12 protein-coding genes and 1 pseudogene are annotated in these 17084 nt (G+C 71.1%); 7 read left to right on the top strand and 6 right to left on the bottom strand.

What is annotated here, in order from left to right; genetic code table 11:
* Positions 1 to 33: 33 nt before the first annotated feature.
* A pseudogene (locus F9278_RS38880) lies at positions 34 to 1796 on the bottom strand (hydroxysqualene dehydroxylase).
* 342 nt (positions 1797 to 2138) lie between these two features.
* On the opposite strand from F9278_RS38880, the gene F9278_RS38885 reads away from it, so the two are divergent.
* The 3 genes from F9278_RS38885 to F9278_RS38895 all read left to right on the top strand — a co-directional run bounded on the left by F9278_RS38885 (position 2139) and on the right by F9278_RS38895 (position 4704).
* Positions 2139 to 2543, top strand: a complete 405-nt coding sequence (locus F9278_RS38885; RefSeq protein WP_152172486.1) for a hypothetical protein — start codon at positions 2139 to 2141, stop codon at positions 2541 to 2543.
* A 114-nt stretch (positions 2544 to 2657) separates the two neighbouring features.
* The gene (locus F9278_RS38890) at positions 2658 to 3971 is read left to right on the top strand and encodes an ISL3 family transposase (protein WP_152166457.1); all 1314 of its coding nucleotides are present in this window, start codon (positions 2658 to 2660) and stop codon (positions 3969 to 3971) included.
* 127 nt (positions 3972 to 4098) lie between these two features.
* On the top strand, positions 4099 to 4704 hold the full coding sequence (locus F9278_RS38895; RefSeq protein ID WP_152172487.1) for a DinB family protein: 606 nt from the start codon (positions 4099 to 4101) through the stop codon (positions 4702 to 4704).
* A gap of 95 nt (positions 4705 to 4799) precedes the next feature.
* Here the strand turns inward: F9278_RS38895 and F9278_RS38900 are convergent, their stop codons facing one another.
* On the bottom strand, positions 4800 to 5984 hold the full coding sequence (locus tag F9278_RS38900; RefSeq protein ID WP_152172488.1) for a magnesium and cobalt transport protein CorA: 1185 nt from the start codon (positions 5982 to 5984) through the stop codon (positions 4800 to 4802).
* 90 nt (positions 5985 to 6074) lie between these two features.
* On the opposite strand from F9278_RS38900, the gene F9278_RS38905 reads away from it, so the two are divergent.
* Positions 6075 to 6464, top strand: a complete 390-nt coding sequence (locus F9278_RS38905; protein WP_152172489.1) for a hypothetical protein — start codon at positions 6075 to 6077, stop codon at positions 6462 to 6464.
* A complete protein-coding gene (locus F9278_RS38910; RefSeq protein ID WP_152172490.1) occupies positions 6461 to 7633 on the top strand; it encodes a winged helix DNA-binding domain-containing protein in 1173 nt (390 codons plus the stop codon). Before F9278_RS38905 ends, F9278_RS38910 begins: the two co-directional genes overlap by 4 nt.
* Before the next feature lie 127 nt (positions 7634 to 7760).
* On the opposite strand, the gene F9278_RS38915 is transcribed toward F9278_RS38910, so the two are convergent.
* The 3 genes from F9278_RS38915 to F9278_RS38930 all read right to left on the bottom strand — a co-directional run bounded on the left by F9278_RS38915 (position 7761) and on the right by F9278_RS38930 (position 12811).
* On the bottom strand, positions 7761 to 8558 hold the full coding sequence (locus F9278_RS38915) for a S1 family serine peptidase (RefSeq protein WP_152172491.1): 798 nt from the start codon (positions 8556 to 8558) through the stop codon (positions 7761 to 7763).
* 331 nt (positions 8559 to 8889) lie between these two features.
* On the bottom strand, positions 8890 to 11745 hold the full coding sequence (locus F9278_RS38925; protein WP_152172492.1) for a helix-turn-helix transcriptional regulator: 2856 nt from the start codon (positions 11743 to 11745) through the stop codon (positions 8890 to 8892).
* A gap of 193 nt (positions 11746 to 11938) precedes the next feature.
* Positions 11939 to 12811: a response regulator transcription factor gene (locus F9278_RS38930; protein WP_152172493.1), complete on the bottom strand. Its 873-nt coding sequence runs from the start codon at positions 12809 to 12811 to the stop codon at positions 11939 to 11941.
* A gap of 101 nt (positions 12812 to 12912) precedes the next feature.
* Here F9278_RS38930 and F9278_RS38935 point away from each other — a divergent pair, with 101 nt between their 5' ends.
* Positions 12913 to 14592 carry an AMP-binding protein gene (locus F9278_RS38935; protein ID WP_152172494.1) on the top strand — a complete coding sequence of 560 codons (1680 nt, stop codon included), beginning with the start codon at positions 12913 to 12915 and terminating at the stop codon, positions 14590 to 14592.
* On the top strand, positions 14589 to 16184 hold the full coding sequence (locus tag F9278_RS38940) for an AMP-binding protein (protein WP_152172495.1): 1596 nt from the start codon (positions 14589 to 14591) through the stop codon (positions 16182 to 16184). Before F9278_RS38935 ends, F9278_RS38940 begins: the two co-directional genes overlap by 4 nt.
* 44 nt (positions 16185 to 16228) lie before the next feature.
* Here F9278_RS38940 and F9278_RS38945 read toward each other — a convergent pair whose 3' ends face one another.
* Positions 16229 to 16933: a hypothetical protein gene (locus F9278_RS38945; protein ID WP_193241834.1), complete on the bottom strand. Its 705-nt coding sequence runs from the start codon at positions 16931 to 16933 to the stop codon at positions 16229 to 16231.
* Positions 16934 to 17084 lie beyond the last annotated feature (151 nt).

The raw sequence follows: 17084 nt of genomic DNA on the forward strand, positions 1-17084 counted from the left end.
GAACATGCCCCTGCGACGCTCGGAGCCGGCCGGTCACCCGACGTCGAAGAGGTTCGGCAGCCCGAGGAGGTACCGGGTGCGGTCGTGGCGCTTGAGCGGCTCGAACTCGGGGGCCCGGTACAGCGGGGTGACGGCGCATCGTTCGGCGGTCGAACCGATCCGGTCCAGCAGGGCGTTGACGGCCTGCCGGGCCGAGGTGTTGGCACCCTCCATGGTGGCCAGGTCGATGGGGACGGCCACGTAGTCGCCGGACAGGAACAGGTTGGGGACCCTGGTGGCCGACCGCGGACGGTGGTGAAAGGTCCCCGTCGGATGGATGAGCAGCTGTTCCTCGTTGACCGGGTTCGGGGTGCCGAGTCCGTCCACGGCCGGATCGAGGAACCAGGAATGCGGCACGGAGTCCCTCAGGACCGTACGGCCGCTGTCGTTGAGCGACGCCTTCAACTGCGCCCACACCTCGCGGGCGACCTCGGTACGGGTGCACTGCTTGGCCGTCTTCCCGTACAGGATGCCCGGCCGGTCCCACTCGGAGACGTCCACGGACAGACAGTCCGCGACCGTGCCGTCACCGAAGTCGGCCGGGAAGTCATGGTTCGGCCAGTGCTGGGCCCGGGCGATCGCGGTCAGCGACCAGGGGGAGTCGATGAGGTCGAGATGGCCGTGCAGAATCGGCGTACGTTCGGTCAGGTAGAACTGGATCCCGGTCATCCGGTCCGTCTCCAGCCGGTCGCACGCGGCCAGTTGGGGGTCGGCGGCGCGTACGGCGGAGTTCCAGGTACGGCGGGCGTGCTCGACCGGCATGGCCGAGATGTAGTGGTCGGCGGTCACGGTCGCACGGGCGCCCTCCGGGTCCTCCATCACGGCCCCGGCGATCCGGCCCGCGTCCAGGGTCAGGTCCCGTACGGTCCAACCGACCCGGAACTCGACCCCGAGCGACCGCAGATGCGTCACCCAGGGGTCGATCCAGGCCCCGTTGGTGGGCGCGTTGAGGATCCGGTCCAGCGGTCCGTCCGCGCCGCGCCCCAGAAGGTTGAAGGCGAAGGCCTCCAGCAGCGTGCCGACCGTACGGGTGCCGGCCCCCTCGGCCTTGGTGGCCACGATGTTGCGGGTGATACCGACGGCCAGGATGCGCTGGTAGTCGTACGACATCCGGCCGGCCCGTACGAACTCCCACCACGGTGTCCGCTCCCAGGTCTCGTCGCGGCGTTCGTCGCAGCCGGTGAGGAAGACCAGGACGCGGTTGGCGAAGTACAGGGCCTCGTGGAGGGGGAGGTTGAAGGCGGTGTCCAGGAGGGAGGTGAGGGCGCGGCGGATCTCGTCGGGGGTGAGTTCGGCCGGTGTGTCGCCGGGCCAGGGGAGGGGGACCCGGATGTCCTCACGGCCGCCCGACCTGGCGAAGAGCATCTCCTTGGGGGCCGCGAGGTTGTCGTGGACACCGCCCGGGTTGCCGGGGAAGGGGATGCGCCGCATGGTGTCGGGCAGGTTGTGACAGATGCCGGGGATGAAGCGGAAGCCGTGCTCCCCGGGCAGGGGGCCCGGCCGCCTGTGCCGGTGCCCGGTACGTCCATGCTGCGGGCCTTGCCGCCGAGCGCCTTGCGCTCGTAGACCGTGACCCGGAAGCCGCGTTCGGCGAGTTCGTGCGCGGCCGTGAGCCCGGCGACGCCGCCGCCCAGGACGGCCACGCTCTGCGGGGCGGCGCCACTGCGGGCCGCGGCCCGCAGTGGCAGCCCGAGCGCCACCCCACCCCCGGCGACCGTCGCCGTCCCCAGGAACCCTCTGCGCGTAGTGCCGCCCATCACTACTACCCTGACCATCGGTAACAGTCGGCGCACGACAATACGAGCGCCCCACCGATCCCGAAAGACGCCCGACAGGGCCCGTACCACTTTGGCTTGATGCCACGTCACTCGACCACGCCCGGCCCGCGAACCCAGTGCACGGCCTCACCACCGGCGAGGGCCGTGGCGCACACGATCGCCGCCCCGAAGGGTCCCTCGTGACTGTCCACCGGACGGGCCCTCGCCCGGCTCGGATCCGGACGGTCACCCATCGAGTCACCCATCGAGTGGGGTGCTGAACGACTTCTGTAGCCTGCTTCCAGCTGTGTGTCAGCTAACTGTGTGGCGGGGGGAGTTGGCGTGGTGAACATCCTGGCCGTGGCCATCGGGGCCGGTCTGGGCCTGATAGGGGCTGTGTTCGGATCCTGGTTCACCGCGCGGCGGCAGGATCGCATGTGGCTGCGCGAACAGAAGCTGAAAGCCGGGGTCGGCTTCAACACCGCCGTGGTTCAGCTCATCGACCACCTGCGGGAAACACGACTGAGCGACGACGGTGCCGGGGCCGACGAACTCGTGAGCCGGATGCAGGAAGCCCGGTCCGCCCTCTACCTGCTGTGTGCCGACGACACCGTCGCTCTCGCCGACACCCTCGCGCGCCGGGTCTGGAGCGCCCGGCCCAGCGAGGGCAGGGACGATCGCAAGGCCGAACACAGGGAAACCGGGTCTTCGAACTTGAGCGGTGTGCCCTTCGCGTGCGCTGACTGACAGTCACTGCACGTGATGGGGAGAACTGTTGGTGGGCCCTGGACGCAGGACGCCCGTGGTCCTGGGTGATCATTTCTGTTCTCTACGCAGAATGATCGTCTGGGAGCCACGGGCTTGGTCAACGATACGACGTTGCTGCTGGACCTCGACGGAGTGTCCGTCATGCGGGTCGAGCGGCTTCAGTGCGGTGGGCGCCGGGTTCACCTGGCCACGGCGGACGCCTCGGCCCGGGCCTGTCCGGCCTGCGGGGTCTTCGCAACCCGGGTGAAGGGCTGGGCGACCACCCGGCCTCGTGATCTGCCCTACGGGGAGAGCGGGCTGGAGTTCGTCTGGCACAAGCGGCGCTGGTGGTGCCGTGAGACGGCCTGTCCACGACGGTCGTTCACCGAGCAGATCGAGCAGATACCGGCCGGGGCCCGGATCACCGGGCGGCTGCGGGCCGCGTCCGGGCGGCGCGTGAGGGATGCCGGTTCCACGGTCATCCAGACGGCCCGCGATCTGCACCTGTCCTGGCCGACCGTGATGAACGCCTTCCGCACCGCCGCCCGCGAGGTCGTCGGGGCTCCGCTGCCCGAGGTCGAAGTGCTGGGCATCGATGAGACCCGGCGCGGACGGACCCGGTGGGAACAGGATCCGGACACCGGGAAGTGGAAGATGACCAGGGACCGCTGGCACACCGGGTTCGTCGACGCCCTCGGATCCGGCGGACTGCTCGGGCAGGTCGAGGGCCGCACCGTCGCCGACGTGCTGGCCTGGCTTTCCACCACGCCCCTGACCTGGAGGAAGGCCATCCGATACGTCGCCATCGACATGTCGGCCGTCTACCGCTCCGCGATCCGCACCGGCCTGCCCGAGGCCACCGTCGTGGTCGATCACTTTCATGTGGTGCAGCTCGCGAACAAGATGCTCTCCCTGGTCCGGCGCCGCACGACCGCCGAGATCCGCGGCCGGCGCGGACGCGCCGGTGACCCCGAGTGGAAAGCCCGACGCCGCCTGCTCCGCAACCGCGAAGACCTTGACCACGAGCAGTTCGAGCGCATGTGGAACCCGCTGCTGGACGAAGGGAAGATCGGACAGACGCTGCTGACGGCGTGGATCGCCAAAGAAAGCCTGCGCACCCTCCTCGCCCTGGCCCGCACCGACGCCGGCCGGAACCAAGTCGGCCATGCCCGCTGGAAGTTCCTCACCTGGTGCGCGGACGCCGACATCCCCGAAGTCCGCACCCTCGCGGCCACCGTCGACCGCTGGTGGCCCGAAATCCAGGCGTTCATCGACACCGGACACAGCAACGCCAAGAGCGAAGGGATCAACCGCGTGATCAAGCTCGTCGCCCGCCACGCGTTCGGCTTCCGCAACGCCGACAACCAGCGACTACGCACACGTTGCGTCACCACGCGGCGAGCCCGTGGGCACCTCCGCACCGCTTAACTTCGAAGACCCGGGAAACCGAGGATCTGCTCCGCCGCTTCACCCATCACCTCCGGCAAGAGATCGCCAGGACGTAGCCCCAACCGGGGTGAGCTTCTTGGGGATGGCCATGGCAGGCTCATGCCGCATGATCGATGAATTCGCGAAGGACAACCTGCACGGAAGACTGCGGCGGGACCGCGAGGCGCTGCTCTGGAAACTCGACGGCCTGTCCGAGTACGACGCCCGCCGGCCTCTGACGGCGACCGGGACCAACCTCCTCGGCCTGGTCAAACACGTGGCCACCGTCGAGGCCAGGTACTTCGGCGAGGTCTTCGACCGCCCTTCCCCGGAACCGCTGCCCCGCTGGCAGGATCACGACGGCAGCGATCTGTGGGCGACCGAGGACGAGACCCGCGATCAGATCATCGAGTTCTACCGGCGTACCGGGGAACACTCGGACGCGACGATCAACGAGCTTCCCCTCGACGCCTCCGGTCATGTGCCCTGGTGGCCGGAGCCGCATCCCAACACGAACCTGTTCGCCGTCATGGTCCATGTCCTCGGCGAGTCCATCCGACACACAGGGCACGCCGACATCCTGCGCGAGAGCCTCGACGGCCGGACCGGGGTACGCCCCGAATACGAGAACCAGACCGACGAGGAAGCCCGTGCCGCCTACTGCGCGAAGATCGAGCGGGCCGCCAGGTCAGCCGCACCGATCAAGGCGCAGAGGGTGTCTCACGTGACGTGACGTGACGTGACGTGACGTTCGTACGGCATGTCGTGGGCGTAGTCCCCCTGGCACGGGCCCGCCCTCGCTGCGGCCTTCGGGTTTCCAGCGGCTGCTCAGAGCCAGTCCCGGCGTTTGAAGATGATGTACAGACTGGTGCAGACGACCGCCATCAGGACGATCGCGAAGGGGTATCCGAGGCCCCAGCTCAGTTCCGGCATGTGGTCGAAGTTCATGCCGTAGATCGTGCCGACGAGGGTCGGGGCGAACAGGATCGCGGCCCAGGACGAGATTTTTTTGATCTCCTCGTTCTGCTCGAAGCCCGCCTCCGCCAGTGCCCGCATCTCCGCGTTCTGCTGCTGGGTGACGAGCGTGGCGTTGACCGTGAGGATGTCGGTGAGGGCCTGGCGGAAGCCGTCGACGCGTTCGCTGGTGTGGGTGACGTGGTCGGCGACATCGCGCAGATAGCGCTGGAGTTCGTCGTCCGTCTCGTACTTGGTGAAGCCGGCCATCAGGCCGTGGAGCATGCCCACCAGGGGGCGGGTGGCGCGCTGGAACTCGACCATTTCGCGGGAGAGTTCGTAGATGCGGCGGGAGACCGCCGGGTCGCCGCGGAAGACCTCCGTCTCGATCTCGTCGACGTCGTTCTGGACGCCGGCGACCACGGGGGCGTAACCGTCGACCACCGCGTCGAGGATGGCGTAGAGGACCGCCTCCGGCCCGAGCTTCAGCAGCTCCGGTGTCTCCTCCATCCGGCGGCGGACCGCCGACAGATCGGGTGCCGCCCCGTGCCGGACCGTGATGACGAAGTCCGGCCCCACGAACACATGCAGCTCGCCGAAGTCGACCTCCTCCTGCGCGTCGAGATAGCGGGCGGCGCGCAGGACGACGAAGAGGGTTTCGCCGTACCGCTCCAGCTTGGGGCGTTGATGGGCCTCCATCGCGTCCTCGACGGCGAGCGGATGGAGGTCGAACTCGGCTGCCAGGGAAAGGAGTTCGGACTCGGTCGGGCGGGCCAGCCCGATCCACGCCATACCGGCCGGCTCCTCCCGCAGCTCACGGAACGTGTCCGCGAGCGTCGCGGGAGTGGAGACCCGTACGCCGTCCTGGTACAGCGCCGCCTCCACCACACTGGCCGCCCGCTCGGCCACGGCATCCGACTCCGGCCGTGCACCCGGTGCCGGGGACCCGGCGGGCGGTGCCGACCCGGGGGGCAGGGCACGGCGCCAGCCGGTCTTCCGGCCGCCCTTCGCGGTGGGGTCGGTGTTCTTCGAGGCCGGTTGGGCGCGTCGATCGGCCATCGCGGATGCCTCCCGAGGTGCGCGTACACGTACGACGATGTGATCACCGAGCAGGATATACGGGGCAAAGGGCGCGGGAGCGGGTGAGGGGTGGACGGAAACACGGCCGGTGATGTGGCCGGAGAGGTGGCTGGTGACGTGATCGGTGTCGTGGCCAGCGGCTACGGCGAGGGCGCGTACGGCGAGGGCGCGTACGGCGGCGATGCCCGCGGCACAGGCGCCTACGGCACAGGCGCCTACGGCACAGGCGCCTACGGCACAGGCGCCTACGGCACAGGCGCCTACGGCACAGGCGCCTACGGCACAGGCGCCTACGGCACAGGCGCCTACGGCACAGGCGCCTACGGCACAGGCGCCTACGGCACAGGCGCCTACGGCACAGGCGCCTACGGCACAGGCGCCTACGGCACAGACGCGGACCGGTTCCGGACCGTCGCGGACAGAAGCTGTCCGCAACCCTCGCTACCGTGCACAGCATGACGAACAAGGCGCCCCAGACCGCTCCCCGGCTCAGCCCCCGCGCGCTCAACCGCGCGACCCTGGCCCGTCAGCACCTGCTGCGCCGGGCACCCCTGTCCGCCCACGCCGCCATCACCCACCTCCTCGGTCTGCAGGCGCAGAACGTGCGACCGCCGTACTACGCGCTCGCCGCCCGGCTGGACGGGTTCGCGCCCGAGGAGTTGTCGACGCTCATGGCCGAGCGGGAGGTCGTCCGCATCGTCACCATGCGGTCCACCATCCACACGCACACCGCCGAGGACTGTCTGACCCTGCGGCCGTTGGTGCAGCCGGCCCGGGAGCGGGAGCTGCAGCTGTTCCGGAAGGGGCTGGCCGGCGTCGATCTCGACCGGCTCACGGCACTCGCCCGGGATCTGGTCGAGGACGAGCCGCGCACGCTGAAGCAGTTGCGCGAGGCCCTGCTCGTGGAGTGGCCCGACGCCGATCCGCAGTCCCTCGGGGTCGCCGCGCGGTGTCTGCTGCCGCTGGTCCAGGTCACCCCGCGCGGTCTGTGGGGGAGGAGCGGACAGGTCGCGCTGACCACCGCGGAGCACTGGCTCGGCCGCCCCGCCGAGGAGGCGCCCGCGCCGGAGGCCGTCGTCCGGCGCTTTCTCGCCGCGTTCGGGCCCGCCTCCGTGAAGGACATGCAGACCTGGGCCGGACTGACCCGGCTGCGCGAGGCGTTCGAGCGGCTGCGCCCCGAGCTGGTCACCTTCCGGGACGACCGCGGCACCGAACTCTTCGACCTCCCCGACGCGCCCCGCCCCGACCCGGAGACCCCGGCCCCGCCCCGGCTGCTCCCGGAGTTCGACAACCTGCTCCTCTCCCACGCCGACCGCTCCCGCGTGGTCCCCGCGGACCTCAAGGGCCGTACCTGGCAAGGGAATCAGGCCCACCGCACCTTCCTCGTCGACGGGTTCCTCGCCGGTGTCTGGAAGCTCGACACGGGCGTCCTCACCCTCGAACCCTTCGGCCGTCTCACGAAGGAACAGCGGTCCGACCTCGTCACGGAGGCGGAGCGCACGCTCACGGTCCTGCACGGTGACGCGGACGGGGATGGGGACCGGGACGGGGATGGGGACCGGGACGTGGACGGGGACGCGGACGGGGACGGCCCTTACGACATCCGCTTCGGCACCGTGGCCGCCTGATCGGCAGGGGAGACGACGTCGTACATGGAGAGGGAGCGCCGCGAACCGCTCGTGGCAGGTTCGCGGCGCCCCCTGACAGTTCCTGAGGGAGTACCTCAGGAGTCCATCGGCCGGCGCTGGGCCTCGGCTACGAGGCGATCTGCGTCGCCACCGTGTTGGAGAAGGTGGTCAGCCGGGTGTAGATACCGGGGTACTGCGCGTCGGCGCAGCCGTAACCCCAGGAAACTATGCCTGCCAGGACGCCCCCGATCATCAGGGGACCGCCGCTGTCGCCCTGGCAGGTGTCGACGCCACCGGAGGAGTATCCGGCGCAGACCATGGAGCTGGCGACGAACTCCGAGCCGTAGGAGCTGGAGCTGCCGCATACCGAGTTGGCCACGATCGGCACGGTCGCGGTGCGCAGCTGGTTGGAGGAGGAGCCGCCCGACGACGTGGTGCCCCAGCCGATGATGCGGGCGGTGGTGCCGGCCGCGTAGACGCCGGTCTGCGAGGCGGAGACGTACGAGGCGGTGGTGTACGGCATCGACGTCGCCAGGGTGATCACGGCGACATCGCTGGTCATGGTGGAGCTGTTGTAGCTCGGGTGGATCCAGATCTTGCTGGCGCGGGCCACCGTGCCGTTCGTGCCGTTGAGGTAGGTGCGGCCACCGACGACGCGGATGCTGCCGGCGGTCTCGTCGACCAGACAGTGCGCGGCCGTGACGACCTTGGTGGCCGAGACCAGGGTGCCGCCACAGAACTGGTTCTGCGAGGAGTCCGTGATCTGCATGACGTACGGGTAGGCGCTCGCGGTGGTGGTCGTACCGCCGACGATGGGCTGGGGGGCGGCGACGGCGCCGGGGGCGGTGAGCAGCGCGGCGGCGGCGCCGGCGGCGGTGGCCGCGGCTGCGATCATCGACTTCTTTGCGCGGTTGAACCCGAACATGGTTCTCCTCATGGGGGGGTTGCCGGTGGGGGGCGCGCGGGTGGGGGAGGTGCACAGAGCCTGCGGTACCGCCCTCGCTCGGGGGAGCCGAGCGGGGGCGGCGGGCCGGTCTGTGTGCCCTGGCGTGCGGCACGGCTCAAAAGCTATGAGCCGGAGTGATCCCCTCCCAAGGGGGGATCCCCCTAGGGGAGTTGGGGAGGGAAAACCCTCGATGACCCCGGCCGGGGTTTGAGCCTAGGCTGGACCCGCAAGGTCGCTGCGCGCACCCGCCCCCCAAGCTCGCTGCGCGCACCTGTCCCCTGGAGGGGCTCGTCAGCCGGTCCCGGGGAGGTCAGTTCGTACGGTGTCCCGCCGCCAGTCGCACGATGTCCACACGCGACCGGATGCCCAGCTTCCGGTAGACCCGCGTGAGTGTCGCCTCGACCGTCTTCACGCTGATGTAGAGCCGGCCGGCGATCTCCCGGTTGGTCGCGCCCTCCATGACCAGCTCCGCGACCTGGCGTTCCGTCGCCGCGAGCACGGCGAGGGCGTCCAGCGCCGACGGGGCGATCGCGGGCTGCTGCGGCGCCGGGGCGACGGAGGCCTCCTCCACCTGCTTCAGCCACGGCAGGGCACGGCAGCGGCGGAACAGCCGGGACGCCTCGTCGTACGAGCCGGGCCCGGACGTGGGCGTCCCCCCGGGCCGGGCGAGACCGAGCGACTGCGGAAGGGTGCGCAGCCCGGCCAGGGCGTACGCGGCCCGCGCCTCCTCAAGGCCGTAGCCCAGCTTGGCGAGACGGTCCTGAGCCGACGTCAACTGCCGTACGGCGGCGTCCTGTTCACCCCGTGCCGCACGCGCCAGCGCCTCGGCCCGGTCGAGCACGGCGAGCACGCTCTCCCGGCCGAGCCGCAGCGCCTGCTGCCGGGTGACGTCGATGACGTCCTGTGCCTCGGCCAACTCGCCCACCCGCACCAGCGCTTCGGCGAGATCCCCGTGCCAGCGTCCGCGCGCCGGGTCGTTGACCCCGAGCCCGTCCTCCAACTCCCGTACGCGGCGCAGGGATTGAACGGTCCCCGGCGCGTCCCCCGCCACCAGCCGGGCGTGTCCGAGGGCGCCCAGGGCGCGGGAGAGGTACATCAGGTCGCCGTCCTGCTCGGCGCGCTCGGCGGCCTCCCGGGCGAGCGCCTGGGCCCGCTCGACGTCACCGCCGGCGGCCTCCGCGAGCGAGGTGAGCATGGCGGACGCGCCCTCGCCGATACCGGAGTCACGGGCCAGGACATAGCCCTCGCGGGCCAGGTCGAGGGCCCGCCCGCAGTGCCCGGAGCGCAGCTCGGTCTCGGCGAGGAAGCGCACATAGTGCACCTCGCTCTCGACCATGCCGCGCCGGCGCACCTCACGCAGCAGCGAGGTGATGGTGGCGCGGGCCTCGCCGAGCTGGTCGCTCATCATCAGCCAGCGGAAGCGGGTCGCGCCCGCCCCGTTGTGATGGCAGGCGAGCTGCGGGTCCTGCGGCTCCTTCAGCGCGCGCTTGATCGTCATCGGCGCGTCCGGGTGGCCCATCAGTATCTCGGCCTGCGCCTGGAAGGCGAGCGCGAGCAGTTCCGTGCGCCGGTCCTCGGCCTTCCCGGCCAGCTCCGCCGCCCGCGCGGCCTCCTCACGGCTCTGCGCGAAGTCGCCCTCCAGGACGAGCGCCCGCCAGGCCAGCTGGTAGCGGACCAGGCCGAGCAGCCGCGGATCGTCGCCCGCGTCGGCGAGGACCTGCGGATAGACGGCGTCGACCTCGGCGAGGGACTGCCCGGCCGCGTCGATCACCACCATCCAGGCCCGGACCCGCTCGGCAGGTTCGGTGGCCCGGCTCAGCACCTCACGGGCGATGTCCCGGCCGAGGTCGTTCTCCCCGGCGGTCAGCGCGTCCTCGGCGGCCTGCAACCGCCGCTCGTCCGGACCCGGTGTCGCGTCGGCCGGGGTGTGCCGGGCCGACAGCAGCCCCAGCTCGGCGGCGACCGAGGGCGCGCCCCGGTCCCGGGCGACGGCCGCGGCCTCGCCGAGCTGCCCGGCGACCTGCGGATCGGTGCCATGGGTGGACAGCGCCAGATGCCGGGCCCGCTCGATGGGGTCGACGGCCGCGGTGGACAGCGCCGCGTGGGCGGCCCGCCGCTCCTGGGCGGTGGCCTCGGCGTACAGCGCGGCCGACACCAGGGGGTGCGCGAACCGAACGCCCGGCCCCTCCCGCTCCGGCGCGAGCAGCCCCAGCTCGACGGCCTGCGCGGTCTCCGCCTCGGCGTTCTCCCGCCCGGCGGCGCGCAGCAGCGCCACGGTGGGCCGGGCACCGGCGCTGGCGACCAGCAGGGTGCGGCGGGCCTCGGCCGAGAGCATGTCCAGCCGGTTCAGGACCAGGGTCCGCAGTGAGGTCGGCACGGGCAGCGGCTCGCCCGGACGCGGCGGCGTCGGACTGTCGGCGAGGGCGCGGCCCAGCTCCAGCGCGAACAGCGGGTTGCCGCCGCTGGTGCGGTGGATGTCCCGCACGGTCGAGCGGGGCAGCCCGGTGTAGCCGCGGTTCTCCAGCAGCTCGGCGACATGCGTCCGGGACAGCGGGGCGACCCGCAGGGCGAGGGTGTCCGGCGGGGACGCGCGTAGATACCTGTCCTGCTCGTGACCGTGCGGGTCCGTCGACGTACGTACGGCGCACAGCATGCGCACCGGCATCTCGCCGAGGCGCCGCGCGGCGAACCCGAGCAGCTCCACACTGGCCGGATCCAGCCACTGGAGGTCGTCCGCGACGATCAGCACCGGACCCTTGGCGGCCAGCGCCCGCAGCGTCGACAGCACGGCGAGCCGGAGCGCGAGCCCGTCACGCTGGAGCGTGGACTCGCCACGGCCGGTGAGCGCGGACTCCAGCGCGGTGCGCTGCGGCGCGGGCAGCTGGTCGGAGACCTCGTCCACGACCAGGCCGAGCAGATCGGTCAGCGCGAGGAACGGCAGATGCGACTCGGACTCGGTGGCCGAGCAGCGCAGCACCGTCCGTGCCGTTTCGTCGTATTCGGCGGCCAGGGCGCGCAGGACGGTCGATTTCCCGATGCCCGCAGATCCGTGCACGAGCACGCTGCCGCCCCGCGAAAGCTGATCACGCGCCCCCGCGAACAGCTCCTCCCTGCCTATGACCAGGTCGGGGCGGGGTCTCCCAGGCTCCTTGAACTCCCGTCGCACGGGCCACCGCTCCCCTCAAGTGTCGTGTCCGGGCCAATATTAGGCGTCCAGTCCTTGAATTTCGGAACCGTAGCCCCGGTGTGGGAAATAACAGGAAGGGTACGGCATAGGGAATTTCACATGCGCGTTACATGAATGGCCCTGGTGCGCGGCAGCCGCGCCCCGCAGTGTGAGAACCGCCCCTCCGTTTCGCCTACGGCAACAACCCCGCCCGACGAGCGGCGACCACCCCCTCCCACCGCGTACGCGCCCCAAGCTTCCGCATGGCCGACCGCAGATACGCCTTCACCGTCTCGGGCCGCAGCCCCAGCCGCTCCGCGGCGACCGCGTTGGTCGCACCCGTCGCGACACAGGCCAGCACATCCGTCTCACGAGGAGTGAGCGCGACCCGGGAGACGCCCTCCGCCTCGGTGTGCTCCGCGCCGGTCACCCCGGAGAGGCGCCCGCACACCCGTAGCAACTCCGCCCGCAGCTCCGGATCATCGATGCGCGGTGCGAGCGCGCGCAGCGCGCCGTGCGCCTCCCGGACCTCCTCCCACGCCCCGGCCGAGTCCCCCTCGGGCACCCGCGTCGCGGCCAGCAGGCTCCGCGCCTCGTCCCGCACCACCAGCGTCTGTTCCATGTCCCGCGCCGCCTCCAGCGCCGCCCCGACCGTGCGGTCGCCCAGTGGCTGGGCCGCGCGGAGGGCGCCGTACAGCACCCCGCGCACCTGACGCCGTACGACGACGGGCACCGCGAGGACGGAGCGGATGCCCTCGGCGGCGACCGCGGCGTCGTACTCGTGGCTGATCTGGCGCGACACGGAGTAGTCGGTCACCCAGCAGGGGCGGGCCAGGGCCACCGTCTTGCCGCCGAGGCCGTTCCCGGAGCGCACGGCGAGGCCCTGCAGCGCGGTGGTCCGGTTGCCCTGGAGTTCGCTGATGCGCAGTTGCCCGGGGCCTGGTTCGACCAGTCCCGCGAAGGCGAGCGGCAGTCCGGTGGCCCGCCGCAGCCGGTGCAGCGCGCCCCGCAGGTCCGCCCGGCCGGACCGGGCGGTCCCGACGGAGTCCGAGGGATCCCAGGCCATGAACTCGCCCCTTCCGCGCGGCGCACCCCCGTTCGGGGGTAGTGAGACGTGTATCACGCATTACACGATGTCAGGCAACGGTCCGGCAATGAGGAGGACACATGTCGGCGAGGACGAGCGCCACGGACGAGTTCCGGGCCGCCCGGGACTTCCTGCTGGCCCATCGTGAGGACTACGCCACGGCCTGCGCGGGCTTCTCCTGGCCGCGCCCGGAGTACTTCAACTGGGCGCTCGACTGGTTCGACGTGATCGCACGTGGGAACGACCGCACGGCGCTGCACATCGTCGACGAGGACGGCACCGAGACCCGGATCTCCTTCGCCGGGATGTCCGAGCGTTCGTCCCGGGTCGCCAACCGGCTCCGCGACCGGGGTGTCCGCGCCGACGACCGGATCCTCGTCATGCTGGGCAACCAGGCGGAGTTGTGGGAGACCGCGCTCGCCGCGATGAAGCTGCGGGCCGTCGTCATCCCCGCGACCCCGCTGCTCGGCCCCGCCGATCTGCGCGACCGGGTGGAGCGCGGACGCGTCAAGCATGTGATCGTCCGGGCCGAGGACGCGCCCAAGTTCGCTGATGTGCCCGGCCGTTACAGCCGCACCACGGTCGGCGGCACGGTGGACGGCTGGCGGCCCTACGAGGAGGCCTACGCGGCCCCCGCCCGCTTCGAGCCGAACGGCCCGACCAACGCCGACGACCCGCTGATGCTGTACTTCACCTCGGGCACCACCGCCCAGCCCAAACTGGTCGAGCACACCCATGTGTCGTACCCCGTCGGCCACTTGGCGACCATGTACTGGATCGGCCTGAAACCCGGCGACGTCCATCTCAACATCTCCTCGCCCGGCTGGGCCAAGCACGCCTGGTCCAACCTCTTCGCCCCGTGGAACGCGGAGGCGACCGTGTTCATCCACAACTACACCCGCTTCGACGCGAGTCGGCTGCTCGCGGAGATGGAACGCGCGGGCGTCACCACCTTCTGTGCCCCGCCCACCGTGTGGCGGATGCTCATCCAGGCCGACCTGACCCAGCTGCGCACCCCGCCCCGCGAGGTGGTCGCCGCCGGTGAGCCCCTCAACCCCGAGGTCATCGAGCAGGTGCGCCGGGCCTGGGGTGTCGACGTCCGGGACGGCTTCGGCCAGACCGAGACCGCCGTCCAGGTCTCCAACAGCCCCGGCCAGAAACTGAAGACCGGCTCGATGGGTCGCCCCGGCCCCGGCTTCGAGGTCGTCCTCCTCGACCCGGTCTCGGGCGCTCCCGACGCCGACGAGGGCGAGATCGCCCTCGACCTCTCCAACCGCCCCGTCGGCCTGATGACCGGCTACCACGGCGACCCGGACCGTACGGCCGAGGTCATGGCCGGCGGCTACTACCGCACCGGCGACATCGGCTCCCGGGACGCGGACGGCTACCTCACCTATGTGGGCCGCGCGGACGACGTGTTCAAGGCCAGCGACTACAAGATCAGCCCGTTCGAGCTGGAGAGCGCCCTGCTGGAGCACGAGGCGGTCGCCGAGGCGGCCGTGGTGCCCGCGCCGGACGAGGTGCGGCTCGCCGTGCCGAAGGCGTACATCGTGCTGGCGGCCGGCTGGGAGCCGGGCCCGGACACCGCGAAGGTGCTCTTCGAGCACTCCCGGACCGTCCTCGCGCCCTACAAGCGCCTGCGCCGCCTGGAGTTCGGCGATCTGCCGAAGACCGTGTCGGGCAAGATCCGCCGCATCGAGCTGCGCGAGGCCACGGCCGCCGGCTCGGACGCCGAGTACCGCGAGGAGGACCACCGATGAGCCTGCCCTCCTACACCCACGGCACCGGCACGACCCCGCTCCTCGGCGACACCATCGGCGCCGACCTGGACCGGGCGGTCGCGGCCTGGCCCGACCGTGAGGCCCTTGTCGACATGCCGTCCGGGCGGCGCTGGACGTACGCCCGATTCGCCGCCGACGTGGACGAGTTGGCGTACGCGCTGCTCGCGAGCGGTGTCGGGAAGGGCGACCGTGTCGGCATCTGGGCGGTCAACTGCCCGGAGTGGGTGCTCGTCCAGTACGCCACCGCCCGCATCGGTGCGGTGATGGTGAACATCAACCCGGCCTACCGCACCCACGAGGTCGAGTACGTCCTCAACCAGGCCGGTGTCTCCCTGCTCTTCGCCTCGCTCAGCCACCGGACGAGCGACTACCGGGCGATGGTCGAGGAAGTCCGGTCCCGCTGCCCGCAGTTGAGAGAAGCCGTCTACATCGGCGACCCGAGCTGGGACGCGCTGGTCGCGCGCGGTACGCCGGTGCCGTTCGGCGAGCTGTCCTGCGACGACCCGATCAACATCCAGTACACCTCGGGCACCACGGGCTTCCCCAAGGGGGCCACCCTCTCCCATCACAACATCCTCAACAACGGTTACTTCGTGGGGGAGTTGATCGGCTACACCGAGCAGGACCGGATCTGTGTGCCCGTGCCCTTCTACCACTGCTTCGGCATGGTGATGGGCAACCTGGCCGCCACCTCGCACGGCGCGTGCGTCGTCATCCCCGCCCCGTCCTTCGACCCGAAGGCCACCCTGGATGCCGTCCAGCAGGAGCGCTGCACCTCCCTGTACGGCGTACCGACCATGTTCATCGCGGAGTTGAACCTCCCCGGCTTCGCCGCGTACGACCTCTCCTCCCTGCGCACCGGCATCATGGCGGGCTCGCCCTGCCCGGTGGAGGTGATGAAACGCGTGGTCGCCGAGATGCACATGACCGAGGTCTCGATCTGTTACGGCATGACGGAGACCTCGCCCGTCTCCACCCAGACCCGGCGCGACGACGACCTGGAACACCGCACCGGCACCGTCGGCCGGGTGCTTCCGCACATCGAGGTGAAGGTCGTCGACCCGGCGAGCGGAGCGACGCAACCACGGGGCACGGCGGGGGAGTTGTGCACCCGTGGCTACAGCGTGATGCTCGGCTACTGGGAGGAGCCGGAGAAGACCGCCGAGGCCGTCGACGCCGGGCGGTGGATGCACACCGGGGATCTGGCGGTGATGCGCGAGGACGGGTACGTCGAGATCGTCGGCCGGATCAAGGACATGATCATCAGGGGTGGGGAGAACATCTACCCGCGCGAGATCGAGGAGTTCCTGTACGGCCACCCGAAGATCGCCGATGTCCAGGTGGTCGGAGTGCCCCACGAGCGGTACGGCGAGGAGGTCCTCGCCTGCGTCATCCCGCGCGAGACCGAGACCGCCGAACCGCTCACGCTGGAGGAGCTACGGGCCTACTGCGACGGGCGGTTGGCGCACTACAAGATCCCGAGCGCGCTGCGTCTGCTGGACGCCTTCCCGATGACGGTGTCGGGGAAGGTGCGGAAGATCGAACTGCGGGAGCGGTACGCGACCGGTTAGCTCCCCCTCGGCGCGACTGCCGCTCGCCTCTTGCGCATCGGCCCTCAACCCTCCGCGCCCGCCGCCACCAGTTCCGTCGCCGCGCCGTTCACCGGCTGCGGGGTGCCGGTGAGGTCCAGGACGAACAGGGAGACGCCGAGGCCGTCGGCGCGGTCGCGGGCGTCGTTCGCGTACCCGGCGAGGGAGAAGTAGACGCAGTCGGTGGACTCCGTCATGGCGGTCAGCCACAGGCACTCGACATCGCGCAGCGAGGCCGGGCCGACCGAGGGGTCCACCTGTGCCAGGACGCCCCGGGCGGCCAGCCCGATCCCGGACGGCTGGCGCTGGTCGGCGCGGCGGATGTCCCGGTAGCCCAGCCAGCGCAGATACAGCGCGACGGCGGTGACCGCGTCACGGGCCGTGCGGATGGTGACGGGCCGGAAGGTCGCCCGGGGGCCGGCGGGCGCTCCGGCCGGGTCCAGGGAGCCGTCGGCGCTCAGTGGCCGTAGCGCGCCGGCCACGGGAACCCGCAGCACCGTCCCGCAGGAGCAGCCCAGTTCGGGCTGGGGCCACTGGTCGGCGCGTCCGCAGTTCCCGCAGCGGACCGTGACCCAGTCCTCGTCCCAGGTGTGGTGGGTGACGGAGGTGGCGGCGGCACGGTGGTTCAGGGCCGGGGCGACCGGGGTGCCGCACGCGCAGGGATAGGCCGGAGCGGCGTACCGATGTTCGCGCCCGCAGTCCGGGCATCGCACCGCCATGCTCTCGCTCATGCTCCCCACCCCACCGCCGAGTCACATCGAAAACGCCTCCTCATCGTCCTCCAGCCCGTGCCGTTCCGGCAGGGAAACACCCTGAGACACCCGGGTGGATTCCGCTGCCCACGCCCTTGAAGCCCCTTACCTCGCCCCTACATTCATTCCA

It is taken from the genome of Streptomyces phaeolivaceus, from assembly GCF_009184865.1.
GTDB classification, from domain to species: domain Bacteria; phylum Actinomycetota; class Actinomycetes; order Streptomycetales; family Streptomycetaceae; genus Streptomyces; species Streptomyces phaeolivaceus.